Below are 26,032 nucleotides of genomic sequence, written 5' to 3' on the forward strand. Positions count from 1 at the left end.
CTGTTACACGCCTAAAGTTGCTCCACCATCAACCACCAATTCGTGCATTGTGATTTGGCGTGCTTGCTCTGAAAGTAAAAACATCACGGCATTGGCAATATCTTCAGCCTCAGCAATCTTTTGTAATGGAATGCCATTTCGGAATTGTTCTAGATTTCCGTTGACAATGCCTGCTGGAGGGCGATCCTCAGTCCATAGTTGTTTTTGCATTTGTGTAAGGGTTGAGCCAGGTAAAACTAAGTTACAGCGAATATTGTGGGGCGCGAGTTCCAACGCGAGATTTTTAAAATAATGACTCACTGTAGCTTTGGTCGTTGCATACAGACCCATATTCATTCTTGGAATGAGGGCTGCATTTGAACTGATGCTCACAATCGCACCTTCTCTTTGCGGAATCATTTGGTGAGCGACCCAACGACTAAGTTCGGCAGGGCCAATGAAATTTATCGACAAATTTTCATGCCATTGTTCAACAGATGTATTTAATAAAGATCCCATTTCTAAGACCCCCACAGCATTCACTAACCCCGTGATCGTGCCTTTAAAAAGTATAGAATTTTCAATGTGCTGAATAATCTCATTGGTCTTGCGAATGTCACAGCTGATGTGGTCTAGATGGTTGAGTGATGCTTCAGGAATTAATTTAAAAAGTTCCCATTGATTGATGTCATCAATCCGATCAATTGCGATGACTTGATGATCCTTCTGCAATAGTTGACGACAAATTTCAGCACCAATTCCTCTGGCTGCACCCGTCACGATATATAAACCCATTTAAGTATCCTTTAATTTATTAACAAATTGAAACGATAATCATTTTCAATTGGGAATAATAATTATTATATTGGTTGCGTTCAACTCCTAGAGGTTGTCCTTTTGTGAATGTTGAAAGTTTGATGCACGCAGTGCGAACAGATAATCGTGAGAACAAATATGTTGCCAATAGAACCGTCAGTTTTTCAAAATATGATAGGCATAAAAAAGGAAGAGTTAATTGAGGAAGATCAACCTGGCTTCGTGTTCGCAACGCCAACGGGGACCATTTCAAGTAAAAAGTTAGTTGAACATATCGAATTTGATCGATCTTCTCATTTAAATTTTAATCAGCAGCAAGCACAGTGGCTCGAACAAGCAAAATCTGCACTACAAAAAAAAATCGAATTAACAGCGAATAAAGATCTTATTTTGGTCGGGAGCTTGCCTTTTGATCATCGAGATTTACCAGAAATCTCGATTGCGGAAGCAAAAAACACATTTGTAAATGAGCGCATTGATCAATCGGCTCAGTCTTCTCTTGATGATCAAGTGCAAGCGACTCTCATCCCAGCACAAGAGGAATACATTGCTGGTGTCGTTAAATTGGTTGAATTGATGAAGTCATCACCGCTAGAAAAAGCAGTATTGGCTCGGGCAATTGATCTTAAAACCCAACACAAAATTAATATTATTGATTTATTTTACCAGTTGTTGGCCTCTAATCCTGATGGCTACACATTTGCGTTGGCCCAAAACCCAAAACAATCTGGTTGGTTTATGGGGGCAAGTCCAGAGCTTCTCGTTGCGAAGCAAAATGAATATTTGTTTAGCCACCCAGTTGCAGGAACATTAGCACGTCATACAGATCCAGCACTGGATCAACAACAAGCTGAAAAATTGCTTGCTTCACAAAAAGATCAACATGAACACGCCGTGGTCATCGAAGCCATTGCAGATCAACTCTCTCCCTTGTGCAAAACGCTGAATATCCCAAAATCACCTTCACTGATTAAAACCGAGGCGGTTTGGCACTTGGCGACCAAAATTCAGGGAACGTTGAAAGATCCAGAGCAACATATTTTTGATGTGGTCTCAATTCTGCATCCAACACCAGCAGTCTGTGGACAACCAGCACCCATGGCTCGCCAGCTGATTTCGGAACTAGAGCCTTTTAACCGTAACCTTTTTGCTGGAACCATGGGGTGGTGTGATGCCAGAGGGAATGGGGCTTGGGCAGTGAATGTACGTTGTGGGCGAATCTTTGACCATTATGCGCGTCTTTATGCAGGTGCAGGAATTGTCGAAGCTTCACAGCCGACCAGTGAACTGTCAGAAACCATCGTGAAATTTAAAACGATGTTAAATGCATTGGGTTTAGATTCTCAGCACTTAAATCATGGGGAATAAAATGAATGCAAATGTAAATGACGAGTCTTTGCTCTGGGATGGGATCGTGCCATACCCAGAAGAATTCGTAGAACGTTACATTCAAAAGGGATATTGGAAAGGTCAAACCATTTCAGAGTTTTTTCAAGAATCAGCCCAGAAATATGCCAATCAGCTGGCATTGATTTGTGGTGATCGCCAGTATTCTTATCAAGAGCTGAATCAAAATATTGAACAATTTGCAGTCTTCTTGACTAAACAAGGCTATGGGCTGGCAGATGCTGTTGTGATTCAAATGCCAAATATAGCAGAGTTTTTTATTGCTTATTTTGCAGCTTTGCGGATAGGGATGCGACCAGTGATGAGTTTACCAGCACACCGTCATGCCGAAGTAAGTCATTTTATTCAGCAAACAGATGCCAAACTTTATATCTGTGCAGATAAGCATCTAGGCTTTGATTACAGATCCTTAGCGCAAGAGTGCCAGCGCAGATGTCCGACTTTACAGCAAGTGATTGTCGTTGGTGATGCTGGCAATTTTGATCCTTGGCCGAATCTTGCATCGTTTAAAAATCATATGGTATCAAAGCCCAAAATAACGGCTCGCCATGTGGCTTTTTTTCAACTTTCAGGGGGCAGTACTGGCACACCGAAACTTATACCAAGAACACATGATGACTATTTGTATAGTGTTCGTGCCAGTGCAGATATTTGTGAACTTCATACAGCAAGTCGTATGCTTATGGTGCTTCCAGTAGCACATAATTTCAGTATGAGTTCGGCTGGTTCATTGGGTCTATTTTATGCAGGTGGAACACTTGTTTTAGCGAAAGATCCTTCTCCCCAAACTGCATTTCCACTCATTGAATCGCACAATATCACGCATGTTGCTCTTGTCCCTGCATTAGCAGCAACATGGGCTGAAGCTGTTCAAAACGGCGCAACAAATATTTTTAAGAAATTAAAGGCTTTACAGGTCGGTGGGGCAAGGTTGCCAGATGCTTTAGCTGAAAAGTTGATTGATCAATACCAATGCCGATTACAACAAGTATTTGGTATGGCAGAAGGCTTGGTGAATTACACCCGTTACCATGATCCGAAAGAAGTCATTATAGGTACCCAAGGTTCCCGTATAAGTCCAGATGATGAAATTAAAATCGTCGATGAGGAGGATCACGAGCTGCCGTTGGGTGAGGTGGGGCATCTTTTAACTCGCGGCCCTTATACCATTAGAGGTTATTATCGGGCTTCAGAACATAACCGAAGTGCTTTTACCTTAGATGGATTTTATCGCACTGGTGATTTAGTTCGATTAACGCCAGAAGGCAATATTATTGTTGAAGGGCGAAGTAAGGAACAAATTAATCGTGGCGGTGAAAAAATCGCGACGGAAGAAGTCGAACAGGTTTTAAATCAACACCAACAAATCATCTTGTCCGCCTTGGTTGCACAACCAGATCCAATGTTAGGAGAAAAAAGTTGTGCATTTATTCAATGGCGACCTAACAACCAAGATGCATCAGAAACAAGGCTCAAACTGCAAATTAGACAATTCGTTCAAGCCTATGGTCTGGCGACCTATAAGATTCCAGATCGCATCGAATTTATTGAAGAAATGCCTTATACGGCATTGGGCAAAATCGACAAGAAACAACTCAGAAAACGCCTCAGCGAAGACACGATTTAACGAAGGAAATAAAATATGGCAATCCTACGTATTGCAAGTTACCCCATGCCATCTGCTCAAGATTTTCCAGTTAACAAAGTTGATTGGACTTTAGATGCGTCACGGTCGGTTCTATTGGTACATGATGTTCAGCAGTATTTTTTAGATTTTTATGATCAAACCCAAGCGCCTATTCCGACATTAATCCGAAATTGTAGAGCCCTTATTGATCAGGCCCATGCACTAGGAATTCCAGTGTATTACACCGCACAACCTGGAGATCAGACGCCAGAACATCGTCAACTATTAACGGATTTTTGGGGTAAAGGTTTGTCAGCTGATCCAGCATTGACCAAAATTATTGATCCACTTCAACCAAAAAATGAAGACACTGTGCTGACAAAATGGCGCTATAGCGCATTTAAAAAAAGTGATTTTGAGCAGCAAATCAAACAAGCCAACCGCAATCAATTAGTGATTTGTGGAGTATATGCCCATATTGGTTGCTTATTAACAGCTGCGGAAGCATTTATGTTGGATATTCAAGCATTTATGGTGGGTGATGCCTTGGCGGATTTTAGCCGAGAAGAACATGATCTTGCACTAAAATATGCGACTGGGCGCTGTGCAAAAGTCATGGATACTCAGACTGTGATTAATGACTTAGGTCAGGGGCAATGATCATGAATGAATTAAGCATGCTTGAGCTAAAAAATATGGTCGCTCATCAATTGAATTTACCTGTAGATGAAATTCAGCAGGAAGATAATTTATTTATGTTAGGACTTGATTCAGTCAGTCTTATGACGCTGGTTGGATTGCTACGTGAAAAAGGCTTTCAAATTGAATTTCAAGATTTGGTGGAGGAGCCAACGTTGAATGAATGGAGTGATCGTCTTAAATTGAATAGAGATTAATGTAAGACTAATGTGCATACCTTAAAAATCAATATATGCACAATCAACGGCCCTAGCCAAAGTACTTATAGCCAAAGGCCATTTTCGTTAAATTATTCGCTAACTTGAGTGGATCTTACATGCAATTAGAAAAATACTATTCTGATCAACAATGGAAAAAAATCCAAAATTTTGCCGAAACAAAGCAAAGCCCTTTTTTAGTTGTTGATTTAGATCAAGTACAAACTCAATTTATTGAGTTGCAAAATAGCTTTCCAAAAGCCCATATTTATTATGCAGTGAAAGCAAATCCAGGTCGTGAAATTATTCATAAACTTGATCAACTTGGCTCATGTTTTGATGTTGCATCAATTTATGAGTTAGACAAAGCGCTTGAATGTGGAATTCATCCAGATCGTATTTCATACGGTAATACTATTAAAAAAGCTTCAGACGTTGAGTATGCTTACCAAAAAGGAATCCGTTTATTTGTCACCGATGCGGAAGCAGATCTCGCCCAAATAGCCGAATTCGCACCGAACTCTAAAGTCTTTGTCAGGGCAATGGTAGAGTCAGGAGGTACAGCAGATTGGCCACTTTCACGTAAATTTGGATGCCATCCAGATATGGCGGTTGATTTAATGGTGAAAGCTAGACAATTGGGTTTAATACCCTTTGGCGTGTCATTCCATGTTGGTAGTCAGCAACGTGATGTCACTGTATGGCGTTCAGCTTTAGGGATAGTAAAGCAAATATTTAATACTCTGAAAGACCAATACGGTATCAGTTTACAATTAATCAATTTGGGTGGTGGTTTCCCAGCACATTACTTAGCTGATGTTGACAGTATTCAAAGTTATGCGCACGAGATTCAACGCTATCTTGATGAACACTTTGATGATCAGGTGATATTATTTTTGGAGCCAGGCAGATCGCTGGTGGGTAATGCTGGTGTGATTGTTTCAGAGATTGTTCTTATCGCCAATAAATCAGCACATGATGATAAACGATGGGTGTACACGGATGTGGGCGTCTTTAATGGACTAATTGAAACTTTAGGTGAAATGATCAAATATCCTATATATACACCTAAAATGCATTCAGCACATGAACATTCAAGTGTTGTGCTTGCAGGACCGACCTGTGATTCAACAGATATCATGTATGAAAAAGTGCCTTATCAGTTACCAAAAAACTTGAGCATTGGAGATCGACTCTATTGGTTAAGTACTGGAGCTTATACAACCTCTTATGCTTCGGTCGAATTCAATGGTTATCCACCTTTAAAAACGTTCTATTTAGATTGATTTTAGGAATGGTGCTATGTGGTTGGTAGTCAGTCGCTCAAGCTGCGAGCCACATAGCCTAACCCTCACAGAAGCGTTATCATAATGCTAAAATCTTGATGGGTAGGCTCATGAAAATCGTTGCAGATGAAAATCTCGCATTCACAGATTATTTCTTTTCAGAATTTGGCGATATTTATAATAAAGCTGGTCGTACCTTAAAGCATGACGATGTGGTTGATGCTGAAGCCTTATTAGTACGTTCTGTGACGAAAGTGAATTCTGCGCTCATTCAAAATACTGCATTAACCTTTGTGGGTAGTGCAACGATCGGCACAGATCACTTGGACATTCCAGCAATTGAACAGCAAAATATCCAATGGACAAATGCTGCAGGATGTAATGCCCAAGCTGTTTCTGAATATGTTATTACTGCGTTATTAGCTCTAAATCCTCATTTGCTAGATGCAGAACAAGATTTCACTTTAGCCATTATTGGACTGGGTAATGTCGGTTCTCGACTCGCACATATGGCGAAACTATTGGGATGGAACGTCATCGGGGTTGATCCTTTTGTACAAAGAGAAAATATTCAGCAAGTCACTTTAGATGAAGTTTTTTCAAAAGCAGATGCAATTTCTATCCATGTGCCATTAACCACTTCAGGGATGCATGCAACCCGACATATGTTTAATGCTGAGACCTTAAAAAAGCTTAAACCATCTACAATTTTAATTAATTCTGCCCGTGGGCCCGTCATTGAAGAACAAGCTTTGATTGCAGATATTCGAGCAACGGGTCGTAAAGTTGTACTAGATGTCTTTGAGCATGAACCAGTCATTACGGAAGATTTACTGGATCTTGTGCAATTGGTGACACCTCATATTGCGGGTTATAGTCTTGAGGGTAAAGCGCGTGGTACCCAGATGATTTATGATGGTTTCTGTCAGCATTTCGGCCATCAGCCTTCAAAACAGTTCGAAACCCAATTGCCTACATGTGAACAATATTTTAACAATAGTGATCTCAAGCACACGCTGAAAACTCAATTAAACCATATCTACGATATCTTTAGAGATGATCAGAACTTAAGAGCATGCCTCATAGATGGGAAAGTAGATCAAGCCTCATTTGATCAATTACGTAAAACCTATCCATTACGCCGTGAATGGGCTGCTCATGGAGGGCCGCAAGCATGACTGACTCTCTGAGCTATCTACCAACTTGCGATCTTACAGCCATGAAGGCCAGAGCGAAGATGTATCAACAGATTCGCCAATTTTTTTTAGAACGTGATGTTTTGGAAGTGGAAACTCCAATTTTATCTCATGCTGGAGTAACCGATGTCCACTTGGCATCAGTTGAGGCAAGCCGTCATGTGCATGGTCATTTGAAAAAGCACTATCTTCAAACTTCACCAGAATTTGCCATGAAACGACTGTTGGCAGCAGGAGTAGGGCCAATTTATCAAATCTGTAAAGTTTTTCGCGATGATGAACATGGACGTAAACATAACAGTGAATTTACCATGCTTGAATGGTATAGACCTGATTTAAGTCTCAAAGAGTTAATGTTTGAAGTTACAGATTTACTCAATGTCACTTTGGCACATCGTTTTGGCGAAGTGCGACCTACGATTTTAAGTTATAAACATGCATTTATAGATCGCTTAGATCTCAACCCACTTAAATCCACATTAAAGGAATTAAAGGATTGTTGTAATCGTGTTGGGTTAAATCTAGATCTGGGTGATGATCGTCTAGGTTATATCGACTTGTTATTTTCGCATATGGTGGAACCGAGCTTAGGTTTTGATACGCCTGTATTTTTAACAGATTTTCCACCAGAACTTGCATCTCTTGCAAAAACTCGAGTTGATGAAGATGGGGAATTGGTTGCAGCACGTTTTGAGCTTTACATTGAGGGCTTAGAGTTAGCAAATGCTTATGATGAGTTGATTGATGCAGATGTATTGCGTTCCCGTTTTGAAGCTGATAATGCTGAACGCGAAAAATTAGGCTTAGATGTTATGCCAATAGATGAAAATCTCTTAGCAGCATTGCCTAAAATGCCAGAATGCTCAGGTATCGCATTGGGGATCGATCGTTTACTGATGGTGGCAACAGAGAAAATGAAACTAGAGCAAGTGATTACATTTCCTGCTGAAAAATCATAAATTGACTTTTAAGACAACCTGAATACATCATTAATGTTGTATTCAGGATATGATAATCTAAGAATAATAATAAAAAGGTAGCGTATGGATGTTCAAATTAGGAGGTTGGCAATTTACCGTTCATTGTATTGTGGGCGGAGGGGAAATTGCTTTAGTCAATCTTTAAAATATGAAACTCTCCAACAAAAGGCACGAGAAATTTTAGATGTTATTCATCATTTAGGTTATGTTCAGATTGATACTATTTCAGTGGTTGAGCGTGCACATCATCATGTACTTTGGAATCGTGTTGAAGGTTACCAAAAAGATAATTTAAATGTGTTGCTCGAAAATCATCATATTTTCGAATACTGGTTTCATGCAGCTTCATATATACCCATGCGCGACTACCGCTATGCGTTAAGACAAATGAATATGGTGAAACGAGGAGATAGTAAGTATTTTAATGGTGGTGATCAAAAACTCATGCGTGAGATTTTAGCGAGAGCAAAATCAGAGGGGGAAATTAGATCGCGCGATTTTATTGTAAAAAATCAAAAGACTAGTCATTCATGGTGGCACTCAGGAATTGTAAGAAAATCGATCGAGCAACTCTACATGCAAGGTGACTTAATGGTGCATCAGCGTTCAGGTGCTGAAAAAATTTACGTGCTGAAGGAGAATTGTTTAAGTTCGAGCATTGATTTGACAGAGCCTTCAATAGATGAATATGCACGCTACTTATACGAGACGGTTAAAAGATCACAGGGTGTATTTACATGGAAACAATTGATCCATTTGAAAACTGGCGCCGAACTTAAAAAAGCAATGCAAAGAATAATTCATGAACAAATAGATGCAAAATTAATTGAGTTAAAAAGCTTAGGTTCAGGTGAGTTCATTTATGTGGATGTGAAAGGGATCGAAGAAATTCCTAATATTGAAAGCACGGTGAAAATTCTTTCTCCCTTTGATAATCTAGTGATCCATCGTGATCGATTAATGAAATTATTTCAGTTCGACTATAGTTTAGAATGCTACGTTAAACCAGAAAAACGTCAATATGGTTATTTTAGTTTACCTATTCTCTATGGAACAGATTTTGTTGCAACAATAGATTGTAAAGCGTATCGTTCAGAAGGTATTTTAGAAATTCTAAATTTTCATTTACATGAAGGTATTAAACAAAAAGAAGAATTTTTAAATTTGTTGATGGTTGAGCTGAAGCGGTTTGCAGAGTTTAATCATTGCCAGTTAGAAGTTAATTTTTATCAAAAATTAAAAATATAAAATTTAAGTGAAAACCTTATTATGACTTTTAGTGTATTTATATCCTTTGTTCTATATTCATTTGTGACATCCATAACACCTGGACCTAACAATTTGATGGTCGCAACCTCAGGAGTGAACTTTGGACTCCGTGCGACTTATGGACACATTTTAGGTGTAGCGATCGGTTTTGGGGTCATGGTGATTTTGGTTGGTTTAGGGATAGGTACATTACTGAGTCAAAATCAATTGGTTTACGAAATTCTAAAGTTGATCGGTATTGCTTATTTAATCTACTTAGCCATTAAGATTGCTAAATCAGGCTCAGTTGAATTAGATAAAACTCAAGCGAAACCCATTACTTTTTTGCAAGCTGCATTATTTCAATGGGTCAATCCAAAAGCTTGGATTATGGCAATGGGCGCGGTGACGACTTATTTAGCTGCAGGCAGTGAATTTTATTGGTATATCATTTTGGGTGTTGTGTTTGGGTTAGTCTGTATTCCATGCACGGGAGCTTGGGGAATACTCGGAGAAAAATTACAAACTTTGGTGCGTACGCCACAGCATCTAAAGATCTTCAATTACAGTATGGCGCTATTATTAGTGGCTTCGATCATTAAACCAATGATTGATTCTTTTAAATATTTTCAACAATCATTCTTTTAAAATACGATTACCTCCTGAGCTTCAGGAGGTAAATATTATGTATTTACAATGGATTGATATTTTTCTCGGTGCATTGACAAAGCTTCAATTCTTTTTTGGATCAGCATTTCACCAATATCAGGGCCTTTGATCTCAGGCGGTAAATCAGATGCTTTAATTGAACGAACAATCTGTACTGCATCTAATACATATTTTGCTTGAGGATATTCACGGTCTTCGAGACCTAAGCGACCTTTGGCATCACATTCACATGCTTGTACAAAAGCCTCAACACGTTCAGGACGGCGTAATACATCTAAACGTTGTAATAGACGCCAAAGTGTTCCTGGTTTTAATGTAAACGCCTGATGGCATTTAAGATGTTCTTTGCACACCGCAATAGCCAATTGTTTGGTTTGGGTCGGAACTTTAAGACGTTCACATAAATCAGTCACGGGCTGAACACCACGTTCCTCATGCATGATATGGCGAGGTAACTCATCTTTAGGCGTGAGTGCTTTACCCAGATCATGCACTAATACTGCGAAGCGTACATCCATCGAGTAGTCTGCTTTACAAGCTTGTTGTAATGACATCAAGGTATGAATACCACAGTCAATTTCAGGATGGTATTCAGGACGTTGTGGTACACCAAATAATGCTTCGATTTCTGGAAAGAGGATTTTGAGAGCATCACACTGACGAAGGACTTCGAAGTAAATATCAGCATCACGTTCCATTAAAGCACGAGAAGTTTCTTTCCAAACACGTTCAGGCGTAAGTGCTTGCAATTCACCAGAATCAGCCAAATTTTTCATTAAGGCTATGGTTTCTTCAGCTACTTTAAAACCATACTGATGATAGCGAGCTGCAAAACGGGCAACACGCAATACTCGTAGTGGATCCTCTGCAAAGGCATCAGAAACGTGACGTAAAATGCGTTGATTCAAATCTTGATGACCATGATAAGGGTCGAACAACTCACCATCTTCATTCATGGCCATTGCATTGATTGTCAAATCACGACGAATTAAATCATCTTCAAGGGTTACCGAGGGATCGGTAAAAAATTCAAAGCCATGATAACCATGCCCAGATTTACGCTCAGTACGAGCGAGGGCGTATTCATCTTTAGTTTCGGGATGTAGAAATACAGGAAAATCTTTACCAACAGGTTGGAAACCTTGGTTTAAAAGTTGTTCTGGTGTTGCACCGACAACGACATAATCTTTTTCGTGATAGGGGTGTCCGAGCAACTGATCTCGCACTGCGCCGCCTACTAAATAAACTTGCATAAAAAACCTCTATTCTTAGCACCATCATGCATCAGAATAAAGGTTTTCTCAAGTCACAAAACGTGCCCTAAATAAAGGATTAGAGCGCGTTTTTTTCCTCTTCTTGAATTTCTGCAACAGTTAATGCAGTCATATTTACAACACGGCGCGTAGTAGCTGTTGGTGTTAAGATATGAACTGGCTTAGCCGCACCTAATAAGATTGGACCGATTGTTACATTATTTCCTGAAGTTGACTTCAACAGGTTGAATGAAATATTTGCAGCATCTAAATTCGGCATAATCAATAGATTCGCAGAACCTTTGAAGCGCGAGTTCGGGAATGCAAAGCTACGGATATTTTCATCAAGTGCTGCATCTGCATGCATTTCACCTTCAACTTCAAGTTCAGGTGCGATTTCAGAAAGGATTTCATACACTTTACGCATTTTTTGAGCGCTAGGGTCAGTCTGATCAGAACCAAAACTTGAGTGCGACAACAATGCGACACGTGGAGTAATACCGAAACGACGGACTTCATCTGCTGCTAATATAGTCATTTCAGCAAGCTGTTCAGCCGTAGGGTTACGATTGATGTATGTATCTGCAATGAACAAGTTGCGATCTTCGAGCATCAACGCATTTAAGGTAAAGAAAGTGTTATGACCTTCTTTTAAACCGATGACATTACTCACGAAATCTAAATGAATATCGTAGCTAGAATACGTACCGCATAGCATACCATCTGCTAAGCCGTGGCGTACTAACATCGCTGCAATCAGGGTCGAACGACGACGTGATTCACGTTGTGCATACTCAGGTGTTACCCCTTTACGCATCATCAGATTATAGTAATCATCAGCAAACTTTTCGTAATCAGGATTTGTTTCTTGATCAACGATAGTGATATTCACACCATTTTCTAAACGTAAACCTAATTTCTTAATATTCGCTTCGATCACAGCAGTACGACCCACCAAGATCGGTTTTGCCAGGCCTTCGTCTACTGCAATTTGAACAGCACGAAGAACACGAAGATCTTCACCTTCCGCATAAGCAATACGTTTAGGATCAGTTTTCGCTTGAGCAAAAATTGGTTTCATCATAAATGCTGAGTTGTAAACGAACTCAGAAAGACGCTGATGATACACGGAGAAATCTTGGATTGGACGAGTCGCTACACCAGAATCCATCGCAGCTTTTGCGACAGCAGGCGCAATTTCAAGAATCAAGCGTTGATCTAGTGGGCGTGGAATTAGGTAATCACGTCCAAATGATGCAGATTTTTCACCATAAGATGCAGCATCAGCTTCTACATGTGCCATACGAGCAATTGCGTGTACACATGCAATCTTCATTTCTTCGTTAATGGTTGTTGCACCTACATCAAGTGCACCACGGAAGATATATGGGAAGCAAAGCGCATTATTGACTTGGTTCGGATAGTCTGAACGACCCGTCGCCATGATGACATCATCACGAACTTCATGTGCATGTTCAGGCAGAATTTCAGGATCTGGGTTAGCAAGCGCGAAGATAATTGGATCCTTCGCCATGACTTTGACCATTTCTTTAGTCAAAATACCCGCAGCTGATAGACCAAGGAACATATCTGCACCAGCAATTACGTCGCCAAGCTGAGAACCTTCGATATCTTGAACATAGCGTTTTTTAGACTCGTCTAAACCTTCACGTTTTTTTGTTAAGAGTCCACGAGAGTCAGCAACAATGATATTTTCTTTTTTAGCACCAAGCGCACAAAGAAGATCTAGACATGACAGTGCAGCAGCACCTGCTCCAGAAGCGACGATCTTGATATCTTCAATTTTTTTGCCGTTCAATTGCAAAGCATTTAAAAGCGCTGAACCTACAATAATTGATGTTCCATGCTGATCATCATGAAAAACTGGAATATTCATACGCTCGCGAAGTTTCTGTTCAATATAGAAACATTCTGGAGCTTTAATGTCCTCGAGGTTAATACCGCCGAAAGTCGGTTCAAGAGCAGCAACAATATCTACGATTTTATCTGGATCATTTTCTGCAATTTCGATATCGAAAACATCAACGCCTGCAAACTTTTTAAACAGGACGCCTTTACCTTCCATCACTGGTTTAGAGGCGAGGGGACCAATATTACCCAAACCGAGTACTGCAGTACCATTACTGACGACTGCGACTAAGTTACCACGTGCAGTATAAAGCGCTGCTTTAGAAGGGTCTTTTTCAATTTCCAAACATGGCACTGCAACACCTGGGGAATATGCTAATGCTAGATCATGTTGGTTGACGAGTTGCTTACTCGGAGTAACGCTGATTTTTCCTGGCGTTGGAAATTCGTGGTAATAGAGTGCTTGCTGTTTTAAAGATTGATCGTCCATCTGAATCCCAGTTATTACAATGTTCCAGCCTTGCTGGTTTTTTGGTTATATCGGTTCGAATATACCACTAGTTGCACATTGATCACAGTTAAAAGTCGAAATTTCATACATATTTAGGACTTTGGTCTAGCCTTTATTTAATTTTTGAGAATTGATATTCATTTTGCAGAAATTGAGTGCTATCAGCGCTATTTAATGGTCTCGAAAAATAATAACCTTGGAAATAATCACAACCTTGTTTTTTTAAATATTCAATTTGCTCGATATCCTCAACACCTTCAGCAACTAATTTCATCCCCATCGTTTTACCCATTGAAATAATTGCATCGACAATAGCATTATTTTTACGAGTGCCAATCTTTGAAATAAAGGCGCGATCAATCTTGAGTGTATCAATAGGATAATCTGCAAGATATGCAAGTGATGAATAGCCTGTCCCAAAGTCATCTAAGGCGATTGAGAAATTTTTATCCTTAATTTGGTCTAGCAAATCAAAAACATGAGATGATTTATCTAACAATGATGACTCGGTAAGTTCAAACTCTATAAACTCCGGTTTGAGTGAGTATTTGAGCACGGCTTGATCAATAAAATTGAGAAATTCCCCACGATGGATCTGTTGCGCCACGACATTAATAGAAATTTGTAACTTATCAAATCCTAATTCATGCCATATTTTAAGTTGCTTACATGTCTGGAAAATAACAAATTTTCCGATATCTGAGATCAGACTAGTCATTTCAGCAATGGGTATAAAACGATCTGGCATGATGATGCCGTACTTTGGATGATTCCAGCGGATTAACGCTTCAAAGCCGCTCACTTGCATCGTTTTACTTTCTATCTTAGGTTGATAGTAAATTTCTAAGTCCTGATTCTTTATAGCAAGTCGTAAATCTCTTTCGAGCTCAATGTCACTGCCAAAAATGGATTCAGGCTTATTGTCATAATAATAGGCTGTGCTGCCCCCTAGTTTTTTTGCTTCTGTTAAAGCGCTTTCCGCGTGACTATTTAAGCTACCAATTTGTCTACCATGATTGGGGTAAATTGCGATACCCAGTGAGACATGAATCATGTGTTCTTGCCCATCGATGATAAAGGGTATTTCAAAGGCCTCAAGGATCTGATCGACGACTTGTTGGATCGTGTAATGACTATGATTTAAGTTGTAAATCATAGCAAAGTCATCATTATTTAAATATGAAATCAGAACGGCTTTAGAACAGGTATATTTCAGTCTTCGGGAAACTTCTTTGAGAACTTCATCTCCAGTTTGATGATTGATAAACTCATTAAAATGTCTAAATCGATCAATGTTGAGACGAATAATAGAAAAATGGCTCAGAATTTTAGATTTACTAATTAGATACTGGTGTAACTGTAAATTAAAATAAACACGGTTAGGTAAGTCTGTAAGTATATCGTAATTCTCTAAGTAGGCCATTCTTTCAAGATTTTGTTTCCGTTCAGTCAAATCTGAAATGATGCCTACATAATTTAAAATTCTATTTTTATCATCACGAACTGCATTGATATGCAGCCATAAGGTTAATATTTTTCCTGAAATAAATTCTTCTGTGACCTCAGCATCATATTGTCCAGTGTGTAACACAGTCTGAGTTATATCGGCGTGATGTTGGCTGAGTTGGGATGTGGAAGATTTGGTAATATCAAAGATGTGTTTTGAGATAATATCTTGCGGTGGGATGTTGACCAATTCACTAAAATAAGGATTAACTTCTAAAAAACACAAGTTATTGTCTAAAACGAAAACTCCTTGGGCCACTTGATTAAATACATTCGAAGCTAATTTCAATTTTTCTTGTGCTTTTTTTTCACTCTCAATGTCTTGGAAAATACCCACCATTTTAAGAGGTTTATTATTTTCAGGATCACGTGTAATAACTCGACCAATATCTTTAATCCAAAACCACTGATCTTTTACTTTAGTTCTATAATGTGCTTCAAAACGTTCAGTATTTCCTCTTAAATGTTTACGGAGCTCTTTACGATAATTTTCTTGATCTTCTGGGTGAATAAACTCGTTAATTTGATCAGTTGCACTTTGGTAATGTAAAACCTGATTACCATATTTAATGCCTGAAATTTCAATAGTTCTTTTCTCAATATTCCATAGCCAAGATGAAATTCCAGCAGTTTCATGCGCAAAATCGAGGTTAGCTTGATGGTGCTGCAGTCGATCGTTGATCTTATTAATATCGTAGGTTCGTTCAATTACTTTTTGTTCGAGTAATTGATTATGCATTTGTAATTGGCTTTCAATTTCTTTGGATTTTTCAATCTCATTTTTTAGCTTTTCTTGGAGAAGTGATGACTCCATAAGATGTTTTCTAGATTCAGATAAATAGAATTTATTGTGACTATTTAATATTCCAAGACGGCGGTACATCTTATGGGTAAGGAGTGCGCAAATAAGTAATACGCCAAACCAAATATTAAAGATTAAACTAAAAACATCAGGAGTATTATCTAAAAAAAGGAAATTGGAAAGGACTATGGCCGAAGCTGAAGGCAAAAAAACATAAAGAAAGTATCGTAAACGCTGTGATAGAAATACAATAGCAAAAGTATAAACAATAGATAACATTAACCCAGCTAAAGTCAACATATGTATATCTTTGACTTCTGGATTATGTTCGGGGATAAGCTGTAATACGGTATAAATACCGATAGCTAGACCAGCTCCAGTAATTAAGCAAACCAATTGTGCCCACATGTCTAAGTTAAAAATACTAATTTGATTAGATTTTTTAAAAAAGAGGGTAAAGCAAAAACAGATTAAAAGAATGGCGCTGAATATAATGAGCCAAATGGTATAAGGGATCGAAAAGCTTTTGAAGTAAAAAAAGTAAATAAGTTGATTATAGATACAGGCAAAGAGCACCCACGCTAAAAAAAAATGCAAATTAGAAGTCGCACTTTTGATCTGGCTATCGAGTACAGAGTTGGAAACATGCTCTCCCTGAACTTCACTCATAACTGGCAATACCTTAATTTTCTTTCTACTTTATTTGAATTATTTTTGAGTACGAACTTAAAAAATATAAATTTAGCGCGACAACTCTTTTCTCATTAAAGTACTGTCTAATTGGATGAAAATCAATTCTATTGTGAGTTAAATCACGGAATTTTGAGAAAATATTTATTAAAATTTGTAATTTAAGATCGATAAAGCAACCACTGGTGCAGTTTCTGTACGTAAAACACGTTCACCAATACACCAATTGATAAATCCATGCTGATTTGCAGATTGGATTTCAGCTTCACTCAATCCACCTTCTGGACCAATGAGTAGTGCTATATTTGAGGAAGCATCTTTTAACACATCGACCTCATCTTTATTGGGTGCCAAGACTAATTTCGTTTCAGGGAGTTCGCTATTTAACCATTGTGCTAAAGGGAGTGGGGCTAATATTTTAGGAACAATATTCAATCCACACTGCTCGCAAGCAGCAATTGCTACACCTTGCCAATGATCTAATTTTTTTTGATCGCGGTCGTACTTTAAACGCATTTCGCAACGTTCAGAGGTGAGAAGTTGAATTTCAGATACGCCTAACTCAACCGCTTTTTGAATAGCATAATCCATGCGGTCACCTTTACTCATTACTTGACCAAGTAAGGCATTAAAGTTTGGGGAGCGATTGGTTGGGTTAAATTCTTGAACTAGAACCGAGGCTGTTTTTTTATTGGCTTCAGTTAACTCAACTTGATATTCGCCACCTTGACCATTAAACAAGGTCGCTTTTTCACCGACTTGTGCACGTAAAACTTTGACCCAATGATGAAATACAGTTTCAGTTAGCTCAACTGTTGTATTTACATTTAAGTCTGCTTCAATAAAAAAACGAGGCATGTGCATTACTCTAAAGTCGGTAAAATAAAAACTTCTTTTATCTTCAGTCCTTACATCAAATAAATTGAACCTAAGCTGTCGATAAAAGAAGTCAGGAGACTTATGCCAGACCGAGGTCTTTTACAAGTTGACGAGTTGGATCAGTGGTGTTCATCGTATAAAAGTGTAAGCTTGGTGCACCACCAGCAATTAAGCGCTCGCAGAGCTTCACAATCACTTCATGACCAAAGGCTTTGATTGATGCAGTATCATCACCATAGGCTGCCAGTTGCTTACGAATCCAACGAGGGATTTCAGCACCTGTACCATCTGCAAAGCGAATTAAGTTGCTTGCATTGGTAATTGGCATAATGCCAGGTGCCACAGGAATATTCACACCTTCTTTTTGAATGCGCTCTACAAAGTAAAAATACGCATCTGGATTAAAGAAGAATTGAGTTAAGGCTGCATTTGCACCTGCATTGGCTTTCTCACAAAAGCGTTTAATGTCTAAATCAAAGCTATCTGCTTGTGGGTGCATTTCAGGGTAAGCTGCAACTTCAATCTGGAAGTGGTCACCCGAATGTTCACGGATAAAGCGTACTAAATCCTGAGCATACGGTAATTCACCTAAGCCAACTTGACCGGAAGGTAAGTCACCACGTAGTGCAACAATACGGTCAATCCCTTGAAATTTGTATAAATCTAAAAGTTCAGCGATCCGTTCTTTGCTATCACCAATACAAGATAGGTGAGGAGCGACAGGCGTGCCTTTGCCATTAAAATCAGCTAAAGTCGAAAGTGTACGTTCACGTGTAGAACCACCTGCACCATAAGTCACAGAGAAAAACTCTGGATTCAGCAACTGTAGTTCTTGGTGAACAACTTTAAGTTTTTCCGCACCTGCATCAGTTTTGGTTGGGAAAAACTCAAAAGAAATTGGAATCTGTTTAGACATGTTCAAATCCTTTGTACTTATTTCAGCAAAATAGAATTCAAAGAAAAGCAGGCTGTTCAGCCTGCTTGTTCAAAGATTAGTATTTATAAGCGTCAGATTTGAATGGACCTTCAACAGCAACCCCAAGGTAGTCCGCTTGTTCTTGAGTTAATTGAGTCAGAACACCACCGAAACCTGCAACCATTGCTGCAGCAACTTCTTCATCTAATTTCTTAGGAAGAAGTTCAACACGGATCGCAGCTTGTTTTTGGTCTTCAGGAAGATCAGCAAATTTCTCTGCGAACAAGTGCATTTGACCTAAAACTTGGTTCGCAAAAGAACCGTCCATCACGCGTGATGGGTGACCAGTTGCATTACCAAGATTTACTAAGCGACCTTCAGAAAGAAGAATGAGGTAATCATTTTCATTTTCTGAACGATATACTTGGTGAACTTGTGGTTTAACTTCAACCCATTTATAACCACGTAAGTAGTTGGTATCGATTTCAGTGTCAAAGTGACCGATATTACAAACTACTGCACCTGCTTTTAATGTATCAAGCATTGCAGCGTCACAAACGTGGTAGTTACCAGTCGTTGTTACGATTAAGTCTGTATTTAAAAGAAGGTCAGCGTTAACGTCTTCTTTTTTACCTGTTTGTACGCCGTTTTTGTATGGAGAAACCACTTCGTAACCGTCCATACATGCTTGCATTGCACAGATAGGATCGATTTCAGAAACACGTACGATCATGCCTTCTTGACGAAGCGATTGCGCAGAACCTTTACCTACATCACCGTAACCAATTACAAGTGCACGACGACCAGATAACAGCATGTCAGTTGCACGTTTGATGGCATCGTTTAGAGAGTGACGGCAACCGTATTTGTTGTCATTTTTAGATTTAGTTACTGAGTCATTTACGTTGATCGCAGGTACTTTCAATGAACCGTCTTTCCACATTTCGAGAAGACGTTGAACACCTGTTGTTGTTTCTTCAGTAATACCGTGGATTTTTGCGAGTACTTCTGGGTATTTTTCATGAACAAGTGCAGTTAAATCACCGCCGTCGTCCAGAATCATGTTGGCATCCCAAGGCGTACCATTTACATTAATTTGTTGTTCAAGACACCACATATATTCTTCTTCAGTTTCGCCTTTCCAAGCAAATACTGGAACACCAGAAGCTGCAATAGCTGCAGCAGCGTGGTCTTGAGTTGAGAAAATGTTGCAAGATGTCCAACGAACTTCAGCACCAAGCTCTACCAAAGTTTCGATAAGAACAGCTGTTTGGATTGTCATGTGGATACAACCCAAAATTTTAGCACCAGCAAGTGGTTTAGCCGCAGAGTAACGCTTACGCAGACCCATAAGGGCTGGCATTTCAGCTTCTGCAAGTTTGATTTCTTTACGGCCGTAGTCAGCAAGTGAAATATCGGCAACTTTATAATCTGTAAATGAAGCATTAACCGCGTTCATCACGATCTCCTTATAAAAAACAAAAATTGATCATTATGTTCGCGGATGCCGTTGTTGGTCTACCTAGAATAAGAGGGACCGATCGTCGAGCCTGGCGCTTTTACATTTTGTACTTGTAAAACGTCGCAGCATCCCTCGACTAGGGCAGTATTGTACTTCTAAACTTGCGAATTTCCAATGTTAAGTTGGTTATTGGTGATTCAAAGTATTTCAATTAAATCGCGTCAACTTCAGATTCCGATGATATTAGAGATTTTATTTTCTGTGCTTTTTCAAAGTGGTCAAGTTTATGTTTCATGATCCACCAATGAGCTACTTCCATGAGTGCATCGGGGTCATTATTTTATTTGAAAAGAAAGCATAAAATGACAAACCTACAGACTCTCCCTTCCGATCGATTTTTTCATCACAAATTCGAATAATTTTGTCTTTGATTGATTTATTCATTTTGGCAACGTATTAGAAATTTAATTTAAAATTTTTATCATTCAATCTATCAAGCTTTCATTAGTGTAATGTTGAGAAAATGTAGGATTGAATAATTTGGGCTATAAATAAACCGATTCCGAAATTTAAGTGTGCCACTAAGCTATTTTTTATGCTGATCCATTGATTGGGCGTTTTACTCGCAAAGAAACCAAATCCAAGAATAGGTTGCATCACCAAAAATGGGATAATAGCAGTTGAAAGTCCAAATAAAATAGAAGATATAAAAGCTTCCAAAGTAGTATGTGAATTATCGATATAAGTATAAATTAAAGCGAAAAAAATACCGGTTATATAATGAAATACCCAACCCGTAATGTATTCAAATTTGTGTACAGGGGCTTCGGTAATATTTCTGTATACGTATTTTTTATTTTTAACTAAAAAGAAAAACCTACCCAAATAAGCATAGTTAAATGAGGGGATTTTAAAAATCATCGCTCTTACCCAACCTAAAAAATCCATAATTAAAGTAGCGCTTAGGCCTAAGGCTAAAATGTAAATTAAAATATTCATGAAAGGATGACTCTCTAATTTAAGTCATGCTAGTGTGCAACTTAAAGCTAACTTGAAGTCAAGGTGCATTAATGGAAATAGATATAGGTGATCTAGCTGATCGAACAAATACTTCAACTGCCACGATTAGGTTTTATGAATCAAAAGGACTTATTCGATCTATTGGAAGGAAAGGGCTTAGAAGACAGTATTCATCCCGAGCAATACAGAATATCTCATTAATCAAGATCTTCCAAAATGGTGGTATGACGCTGAGCCAAATTAAAAATATGTCAATTGATCATGAAAAAATTAAAATTAAACGCGATCAAGTTAGGGAAGCAAAAAACGAAATCAAAGATAAAATTGAGACTTTAAATAAATTACTCTTAATTTTGTCACACGTTGAAAAATGTCCATACGATGACCATTTACAATGTCCAAACTTTTTGAAACTTTTAGATGAGTGAGCTTGAATTTTGTATTTAATTTCTTAAATTTTGAAGAAGATTATTTGTTATAATTGATAGCTCAATAAATAATATATATTTTTGATGGAAATTCCCGAAGAACTAGCTAACCTCGAAGCCAATGCTGGCATTTACGCCGTATGGATGCTCTTTCAATATCTTGGGTTAGACCCAGATATTGAACAACTAAAAGAAGTCTGTGGTTATGTAGAAGGTGATGGAACGACCACGATCGGTCTAGCGGTGGGACTTAAAAAATTTGGCTTAGATGTGGAATTTACCACAGATGAAGACAATGCACTTCAAGAGCAAGAAAAGCAAAGCTATTTAGAAGCTGAAAAACTTGCGCTAAAAATATCCCCCGCAATCAGCTATCAAGATATTCAAATCGCATTTGATGCCAATAAGTTCGTGATCGTGTATTACGATACTTTAGAAGGCATTGGTAATCATTCATTGGTATATGACATTAATGAAGAAGAAATCTGCTTTTTTGATAGCTTTGAAGCAATGCCGAAAAAAATATTTGAACAGCAAAGGGCAGTAGATGGGATTTGTAGACAAGCCATCATCGCTGAAGTTAATTAATATCTAAAAGTATGTCACTATCTTAAAGTGGGTTGCTATTTTAAGGTATGTTAAAGTTTTAACAAGATCTAAAGTAGTTCAATAAAAAGCCTTCAATCATGAAGGCTTTTGAGGCAAAAAAACGAGATTTATCTTAAGTGCTTGATTGAGCTTTTTCCTGCCAATAATCAGCTTTTTCCTCGTTTACATCTACACCTAAACCATGTGCATAGATGGCAGATAAATCACGCATTGCTTGAGTATCACCAAGTTCAGCGGCTTGAGTCACCAATTCAACAGATTTTTGTACATCTTTTTCGACCACATTACCACGACGGTAATAACCTGCGAGCTCTAAAATCGCAGCAGCATGTTGATGTTTACTTGCTTGCGTGAGCCAGTTAAAACCGTACTCAAAGTTTAGTTTTGCATCTTCAGGATCTTCTTCTAAAACTTCTTTCGCATAATGTGTATAACCTTCCCCTAACCAGTACATCGCTTCGACATGACCCAATTGACCAGCACGTAAAGCCCATTCTTCTGCAAGCGCAATGTCTTCATCGTGTTCACTCGTCATATAAAGTTCAGCAAGTTCAAATTGAGCAGCGGCATTACCTGCATGAGCACGATTTTCGAGAGCAATCGGGACGGTAACACGTTTAGTCATAGTGGGATTCCATGGCTTCAAAGCGAAGCAAAAAATATTAAAGTTGTTCCCTTATTATACTGCAAAACTGATTCAAAGCTTGAGTAGTATGGTTCGAGCCTATTTACTAAGATATTTTGTAGATGAATTACAAATTCAACTATAGGTAAAAGCTATAGATGAGCGACATAAATTAAGGTTTTTTGATGGAATTGAAGTAAAAGTGACAATTTCTTAAATTTCATAAGACCTTAGCATAACTTTTTCCTATGCTGAAAATCCTCTCTAATGCGAATATTAGAGGAGATTGACCATGTCACAGACCAACACTTATTCAGCAGATGTGATCGTACTTGGTGCAGGCCCAGTCGGTTTAACGATGGCGAACGGCCTTGGCCTTGCGGGCTTAAAAGTAAAAGTGATTGAACAGCTTGATCAATTGATTGATTATCCTCGTGCAATTGGTATTGATGATGAATCTCTAAGAACAATGCAATCGATTGGCTTGATCAACAAAGTATTGCCGCATACCACTCCCGATCATGCGATGCGTTTTCTTACGCCTTCAGGCCGTTGTTTTGCAGATATCCAACCTAAAACACGTGAGTTTGGTTTCCCTCGTCGTAACGCATTCGTACAACCTTATGTTGATGCAGAATTATTGGAAGGTTTAGAACGTTTTGATGATGTGGAAGTACTTTTTTCTCGTCAACTTCAAAGTTTTAAGCAGACTGAAGATCAAGTTGAAGTTCAAATCCAAAATAAAGATAAAACAATTGAATATATAACTGCAAAGTATCTTGTGGCATGTGATGGCGGTAATAGCTACGTTCGCCGTATGTTGAATATTCCTTTTGAAGGTAAAACTGCACCAAACCAATGGATTGTTGTCGATATTGCAAACGATCCATTGGCGACACCACATATTTACTTATGTTGCGATCCAGTACGTCCATATGTGTCAGCGGCTTTACCACATGGTATCCGTCGTTTTGAATTTATGGTGATGCCAGGGGAGACGCAAGAGCAACTGAGTCAACCTGAAAACATGGCTAAACTTTTATCCAAAGTATTACCAAACACTGAAAATATCGATGTGATCCGAAATCGTGTTTATACCCATAATGCACGTATTGCCAGTAGATTTAAAGAAGGGCGTATCTTACTTGCGGGAGATGCAGCGCACATTATGCCAGTATGGCAGGGGCAGGGTTATAACAGTGGAATGCGTGATGCGTTCAATTTATCTTGGAAACTGGCTATGGTCGTACAAGGTAAAGTAGATGCTAAAGTTCTAGATTCTTATCAAGAAGAGCGTCATGATCATGCCAAAGCGATGATTGATTTATCTGTTACAGCAGGCCATGTGCTGGCTCCGCCTAAAAAATGGCAAGGTACTGCGCGTGATGCTATTTCATATGTTCTAAATTACATTAAACCAGTTAAACAATATTTGTTGGAAATGCGCTTTAAGCCAATGCCACAATATAAATCTGGTATTTTGGTTGGACAGGTCAATAAGACATCACCAATCGGTAAAATGTTTATTCAACCTAAAATGCAAGACAGCACAGGTCAGGTGAAATTACTGGATGATTTTATTGGTCAAGGCTTTGCTATTATTGCTTGGGGAGTAGATCCGACTTGGGGACTCACACCAACAAGTATTCAAAAATGGAAAGCATTGGGTGTGAAATTCATTAAAGTCGTTCCACCTGAACAATTGAATACTGATGCTCATGATGATGAAATATTGACACTTGGGGATACGGAGCATGCGATTCGAGCATGGTTTGGTCGTACTCAATACTCGATGGCATTTTTAAGACCAGATAAATTTGTCGCTGGCTTAAGTATTCCTCAGACGAGCGAAGAGCTCAGTCAAAAACTGTTTGATAAACTTGGCGTTTAATCAAAAAGTTTAAGACTAATCTAAAAGAAAACCTGCAAATTTGCAGGTTTTTTATTTTTAAAATAGCTTTCAAAGTTTTAAAAAATATGACAATGAAAGTGTTGGCTTAGAATATTTTTCACAGTTTGCAAATGCTTACTTTGATCTTGTTTTCTGAAACTCAAATATAAGCTGATATTCGGTAAATCGATTTTAGTTGACTTAATTAAGACATTTTCACTGAGCAAGCTTTCAACATATTTTGGAACAATGGTCCAACCGACTTGCATCGCTACAAGATTAATATTCATTAAAATGTTACTCGAGTATTGAGCAACTTGAATAGATGTATTCAGGGTTTCAAAAATGTTCTGAATTTTTTGGAATAAGATCGGTGAGGCAGTTTCCTCGCTCATGATAAATTTTTGGGCAATTAAATCCTGTTTTGAAATACAGTCTAAATGCGCATGGGCTGAATGACGAGGAATCAGCAAGATCAGAGGCTCACTGAACAATTCGATAGAGGCAATATGCTCATCATCGATACATTGGCGAGTGAATGCGACATCAATTTTTTGATCACGAAGTGCTTGGATTTGATGTACACAGCTCAAACTATGAAATTGAATATCTAAATCAGGCTGTTGTGCACGAATAATAGGCATGACATAGGGAAAAATTTTCATTTCTGCCACAGGTAAAAAGCCAATATTTAATTTGTTTTTCTTGGTATTCGCCATAATTTGAATCTTGTGTTTGGCGTCTTGAGCAAGTTTCAATATATGTCGAGCATCTTTTAAAAAAGTTTCTCCTTCCTCTGTGAGCGATAAGCTTCTGCTTTTACGAATCAGCAGGGATGTACCTAATTCCGCTTCAAGATCTTTAATTTGCTGACTTAAAGAGGGCTGCGCTATAAAAAGTTTTTCTGCAGCACGCGTAAAATTAAGTTCTTCGGCAACTGAGACGAAATATTTCAAATGTCGAAGTTCCATGCGTACCGATCCTTAACCGCCATAATAAATGAGGCTCATTATACGTTTGATTTGCTAGAACTTCAGCGTGATTCACGTTTAAAGCTAATCTAAGAAGAATAAAACCGACCCATATTGAAATGAAATATTGGTCGGTTTTTTTATCAAGTAGAGTATTTAAATGATGAGGAAGATCAAGCTGATGAATCCAATAAAGGATACGCCCAAAATGATTTTTTTCATTTTTGACTCAAAATAGGTCAGACAAAGTGCAACAAAAAGCGCAGCGAATGTCAGTACACCAATCCAATAACTTATCATATTACTGACTTGTCCTTTGCTCATGCAGAGGATAAGCCCTAACGACAGGAATCCCCATCCAACCATTGAGGCTATTTTCTGGTGTTTAGTACTTAGCGTTTGACCAAAAATTTGTTTTTGATGCTTTTGCATTGCACTGGCTAAAACTATAAAACCTAAAGTACAAACTGCCCAAATGAGGAGAAAAAAGCTCATG

Annotated in this window: 23 protein-coding genes and 1 pseudogene; 12 read left to right on the forward strand and 12 right to left on the reverse strand. The window is 38.5% G+C overall.

What is annotated here, in order from left to right; translation table 11 throughout:
* Positions 1 to 3: 3 nt before the first annotated feature.
* The gene (locus tag AC1M9C_RS04515) at positions 4 to 774 is read right to left on the reverse strand and encodes an SDR family oxidoreductase (RefSeq protein WP_481595609.1); all 771 of its coding nucleotides are present in this window, start codon (positions 772 to 774) and stop codon (positions 4 to 6) included.
* A gap of 159 nt (positions 775 to 933) precedes the next feature.
* Here AC1M9C_RS04515 and AC1M9C_RS04520 point away from each other — a divergent pair, with 159 nt between their 5' ends.
* The 9 genes from AC1M9C_RS04520 (at position 934) to AC1M9C_RS04560 (ending at position 10,083) form a co-directional block, all read left to right on the forward strand.
* The gene (locus AC1M9C_RS04520; RefSeq protein WP_481953274.1) at positions 934 to 2,163 is read left to right on the forward strand and encodes an isochorismate synthase; all 1,230 of its coding nucleotides are present in this window, start codon (positions 934 to 936) and stop codon (positions 2,161 to 2,163) included.
* A 1-nt stretch (position 2,164) separates the two neighbouring features.
* Positions 2,165 to 3,829, forward strand: coding sequence for a (2,3-dihydroxybenzoyl)adenylate synthase (locus AC1M9C_RS04525; RefSeq protein WP_481953275.1), 1,665 nt, complete (start codon positions 2,165 to 2,167; stop codon positions 3,827 to 3,829).
* A 15-nt stretch (positions 3,830 to 3,844) separates the two neighbouring features.
* Entirely contained in the window at positions 3,845 to 4,489 is a 645-nt protein-coding gene (locus AC1M9C_RS04530) for an isochorismatase family protein (RefSeq protein WP_481953276.1), read from the forward strand.
* A 2-nt stretch (positions 4,490 to 4,491) separates the two neighbouring features.
* Entirely contained in the window at positions 4,492 to 4,725 is a 234-nt protein-coding gene (locus AC1M9C_RS04535) for a phosphopantetheine-binding protein (RefSeq protein WP_228133240.1), read from the forward strand.
* Between the two features lie 119 nt (positions 4,726 to 4,844).
* On the forward strand, positions 4,845 to 6,011 hold the full coding sequence (locus AC1M9C_RS04540; RefSeq protein ID WP_481953277.1) for a type III PLP-dependent enzyme: 1,167 nt from the start codon (positions 4,845 to 4,847) through the stop codon (positions 6,009 to 6,011).
* A gap of 110 nt (positions 6,012 to 6,121) precedes the next feature.
* Entirely contained in the window at positions 6,122 to 7,189 is a 1,068-nt protein-coding gene (locus AC1M9C_RS04545; RefSeq protein WP_035266492.1) for a 4-phosphoerythronate dehydrogenase, read from the forward strand.
* Positions 7,186 to 8,166, forward strand: coding sequence for an EF-P lysine aminoacylase EpmA (epmA, locus tag AC1M9C_RS04550; RefSeq protein WP_481586599.1), 981 nt, complete (start codon positions 7,186 to 7,188; stop codon positions 8,164 to 8,166). Before AC1M9C_RS04545 ends, epmA begins: the two co-directional genes overlap by 4 nt.
* Positions 8,167 to 8,250: 84 nt before the next feature.
* Entirely contained in the window at positions 8,251 to 9,435 is a 1,185-nt protein-coding gene (locus tag AC1M9C_RS04555; protein WP_481586600.1) for a winged helix-turn-helix domain-containing protein, read from the forward strand.
* A 21-nt stretch (positions 9,436 to 9,456) separates the two neighbouring features.
* The gene (locus AC1M9C_RS04560; protein WP_481586601.1) at positions 9,457 to 10,083 is read left to right on the forward strand and encodes a LysE family translocator; all 627 of its coding nucleotides are present in this window, start codon (positions 9,457 to 9,459) and stop codon (positions 10,081 to 10,083) included.
* A gap of 35 nt (positions 10,084 to 10,118) precedes the next feature.
* Here AC1M9C_RS04560 and AC1M9C_RS04565 read toward each other — a convergent pair whose 3' ends face one another.
* The 8 genes and pseudogenes from AC1M9C_RS04565 to AC1M9C_RS04600 form a co-directional block, all read right to left on the reverse strand.
* A complete protein-coding gene (locus AC1M9C_RS04565) occupies positions 10,119 to 11,357 on the reverse strand; it encodes a multifunctional CCA addition/repair protein (RefSeq protein WP_035266499.1) in 1,239 nt (412 codons plus the stop codon).
* Between the two features lie 79 nt (positions 11,358 to 11,436).
* Positions 11,437 to 13,716 (reverse strand): NADP-dependent malic enzyme, encoded by a 2,280-nt coding sequence (locus tag AC1M9C_RS04570; protein ID WP_035266506.1) that lies wholly within the window; start codon positions 13,714 to 13,716, stop codon positions 11,437 to 11,439.
* 133 nt (positions 13,717 to 13,849) lie between these two features.
* Positions 13,850 to 16,714: an EAL domain-containing protein gene (locus AC1M9C_RS04575; RefSeq protein ID WP_481953278.1), complete on the reverse strand. Its 2,865-nt coding sequence runs from the start codon at positions 16,712 to 16,714 to the stop codon at positions 13,850 to 13,852.
* Positions 16,715 to 16,882: 168 nt separating this feature from the next.
* Entirely contained in the window at positions 16,883 to 17,593 is a 711-nt protein-coding gene (locus AC1M9C_RS04580; RefSeq protein ID WP_035266510.1) for a 16S rRNA (uracil(1498)-N(3))-methyltransferase, read from the reverse strand.
* A gap of 100 nt (positions 17,594 to 17,693) precedes the next feature.
* Complete coding sequence (metF, locus tag AC1M9C_RS04585) at positions 17,694 to 18,530, reverse strand: methylenetetrahydrofolate reductase [NAD(P)H] (protein WP_481586602.1); 837 nt, start codon at positions 18,528 to 18,530, stop codon at positions 17,694 to 17,696.
* 76 nt (positions 18,531 to 18,606) lie between these two features.
* Positions 18,607 to 19,989, reverse strand: a complete 1,383-nt coding sequence (ahcY, locus tag AC1M9C_RS04590; RefSeq protein ID WP_004814998.1) for an adenosylhomocysteinase — start codon at positions 19,987 to 19,989, stop codon at positions 18,607 to 18,609.
* A gap of 214 nt (positions 19,990 to 20,203) precedes the next feature.
* Positions 20,204 to 20,436, reverse strand: a pseudogene (locus AC1M9C_RS04595) (DUF6500 family protein).
* Between the two features lie 60 nt (positions 20,437 to 20,496).
* Entirely contained in the window at positions 20,497 to 20,991 is a 495-nt protein-coding gene (locus AC1M9C_RS04600; protein WP_035266514.1) for a DUF2938 family protein, read from the reverse strand.
* Positions 20,992 to 21,062: 71 nt separating this feature from the next.
* Between AC1M9C_RS04600 and AC1M9C_RS04605 the strand changes: the two genes are divergently transcribed.
* Complete coding sequence (locus AC1M9C_RS04605; protein ID WP_481586603.1) at positions 21,063 to 21,440, forward strand: MerR family transcriptional regulator; 378 nt, start codon at positions 21,063 to 21,065, stop codon at positions 21,438 to 21,440.
* An 84-nt stretch (positions 21,441 to 21,524) separates the two neighbouring features.
* Entirely contained in the window at positions 21,525 to 22,028 is a 504-nt protein-coding gene (locus AC1M9C_RS04610) for a cysteine peptidase family C39 domain-containing protein (RefSeq protein ID WP_481953279.1), read from the forward strand.
* Between the two features lie 133 nt (positions 22,029 to 22,161).
* Here the strand turns inward: AC1M9C_RS04610 and AC1M9C_RS04615 are convergent, their stop codons facing one another.
* Positions 22,162 to 22,674 (reverse strand): tetratricopeptide repeat protein, encoded by a 513-nt coding sequence (locus tag AC1M9C_RS04615; RefSeq protein ID WP_035265647.1) that lies wholly within the window; start codon positions 22,672 to 22,674, stop codon positions 22,162 to 22,164.
* Between the two features lie 292 nt (positions 22,675 to 22,966).
* Here AC1M9C_RS04615 and AC1M9C_RS04620 point away from each other — a divergent pair, with 292 nt between their 5' ends.
* Positions 22,967 to 24,565: a bifunctional 3-(3-hydroxy-phenyl)propionate/3-hydroxycinnamic acid hydroxylase gene (locus tag AC1M9C_RS04620; protein WP_035265649.1), complete on the forward strand. Its 1,599-nt coding sequence runs from the start codon at positions 22,967 to 22,969 to the stop codon at positions 24,563 to 24,565.
* Positions 24,566 to 24,642: 77 nt separating this feature from the next.
* On the opposite strand, the gene AC1M9C_RS04625 is transcribed toward AC1M9C_RS04620, so the two are convergent.
* Positions 24,643 to 25,536: a LysR substrate-binding domain-containing protein gene (locus tag AC1M9C_RS04625; RefSeq protein WP_481586604.1), complete on the reverse strand. Its 894-nt coding sequence runs from the start codon at positions 25,534 to 25,536 to the stop codon at positions 24,643 to 24,645.
* Between the two features lie 156 nt (positions 25,537 to 25,692).
* Complete coding sequence (locus AC1M9C_RS04630) at positions 25,693 to 26,031, reverse strand: DUF3325 domain-containing protein (protein WP_481586605.1); 339 nt, start codon at positions 26,029 to 26,031, stop codon at positions 25,693 to 25,695.
* Position 26,032: the final 1 nt, after the last annotated feature.

It is taken from the genome of Acinetobacter sp. 24-47-39 (assembly GCF_056783825.1).

Excerpts from the sequence above, each read along its gene's own strand:
- AC1M9C_RS04515 (WP_481595609.1), bottom strand. The coding sequence starts at position 774 with ATGGGTTTATATATCGTGACGGGTGCAGCCAGAGGAATTGGTGCTGAA.
- AC1M9C_RS04520 (WP_481953274.1), top strand. The coding sequence starts at position 934 with ATGTTGCCAATAGAACCGTCAGTTTTTCAAAATATGATAGGCATAAAA.
- AC1M9C_RS04525 (WP_481953275.1), top strand. The coding sequence starts at position 2,165 with ATGAATGCAAATGTAAATGACGAGTCTTTGCTCTGGGATGGGATCGTG.
- AC1M9C_RS04530 (WP_481953276.1), top strand. The coding sequence starts at position 3,845 with ATGGCAATCCTACGTATTGCAAGTTACCCCATGCCATCTGCTCAAGAT.
- AC1M9C_RS04535 (WP_228133240.1), top strand. The coding sequence starts at position 4,492 with ATGAATGAATTAAGCATGCTTGAGCTAAAAAATATGGTCGCTCATCAA.
- AC1M9C_RS04540 (WP_481953277.1), top strand. The coding sequence starts at position 4,845 with ATGCAATTAGAAAAATACTATTCTGATCAACAATGGAAAAAAATCCAA.
- AC1M9C_RS04545 (WP_035266492.1), top strand. The coding sequence starts at position 6,122 with ATGAAAATCGTTGCAGATGAAAATCTCGCATTCACAGATTATTTCTTT.
- epmA (WP_481586599.1), top strand. The coding sequence starts at position 7,186 with ATGACTGACTCTCTGAGCTATCTACCAACTTGCGATCTTACAGCCATG.
- AC1M9C_RS04555 (WP_481586600.1), top strand. The coding sequence starts at position 8,251 with ATGGATGTTCAAATTAGGAGGTTGGCAATTTACCGTTCATTGTATTGT.
- AC1M9C_RS04560 (WP_481586601.1), top strand. The coding sequence starts at position 9,457 with ATGACTTTTAGTGTATTTATATCCTTTGTTCTATATTCATTTGTGACA.
- AC1M9C_RS04565 (WP_035266499.1), bottom strand. The coding sequence starts at position 11,357 with ATGCAAGTTTATTTAGTAGGCGGCGCAGTGCGAGATCAGTTGCTCGGA.
- AC1M9C_RS04570 (WP_035266506.1), bottom strand. The coding sequence starts at position 13,716 with ATGGACGATCAATCTTTAAAACAGCAAGCACTCTATTACCACGAATTT.
- AC1M9C_RS04575 (WP_481953278.1), bottom strand. The coding sequence starts at position 16,714 with ATGAGTGAAGTTCAGGGAGAGCATGTTTCCAACTCTGTACTCGATAGC.
- AC1M9C_RS04580 (WP_035266510.1), bottom strand. The coding sequence starts at position 17,593 with ATGCCTCGTTTTTTTATTGAAGCAGACTTAAATGTAAATACAACAGTT.
- metF (WP_481586602.1), bottom strand. The coding sequence starts at position 18,530 with ATGTCTAAACAGATTCCAATTTCTTTTGAGTTTTTCCCAACCAAAACT.
- ahcY (WP_004814998.1), bottom strand. The coding sequence starts at position 19,989 with ATGAACGCGGTTAATGCTTCATTTACAGATTATAAAGTTGCCGATATT.
- AC1M9C_RS04600 (WP_035266514.1), bottom strand. The coding sequence starts at position 20,991 with ATGAATATTTTAATTTACATTTTAGCCTTAGGCCTAAGCGCTACTTTA.
- AC1M9C_RS04605 (WP_481586603.1), top strand. The coding sequence starts at position 21,063 with ATGGAAATAGATATAGGTGATCTAGCTGATCGAACAAATACTTCAACT.
- AC1M9C_RS04610 (WP_481953279.1), top strand. The coding sequence starts at position 21,525 with ATGGAAATTCCCGAAGAACTAGCTAACCTCGAAGCCAATGCTGGCATT.
- AC1M9C_RS04615 (WP_035265647.1), bottom strand. The coding sequence starts at position 22,674 with ATGACTAAACGTGTTACCGTCCCGATTGCTCTCGAAAATCGTGCTCAT.
- AC1M9C_RS04620 (WP_035265649.1), top strand. The coding sequence starts at position 22,967 with ATGTCACAGACCAACACTTATTCAGCAGATGTGATCGTACTTGGTGCA.
- AC1M9C_RS04625 (WP_481586604.1), bottom strand. The coding sequence starts at position 25,536 with ATGGAACTTCGACATTTGAAATATTTCGTCTCAGTTGCCGAAGAACTT.
- AC1M9C_RS04630 (WP_481586605.1), bottom strand. The coding sequence starts at position 26,031 with ATGAGCTTTTTTCTCCTCATTTGGGCAGTTTGTACTTTAGGTTTTATA.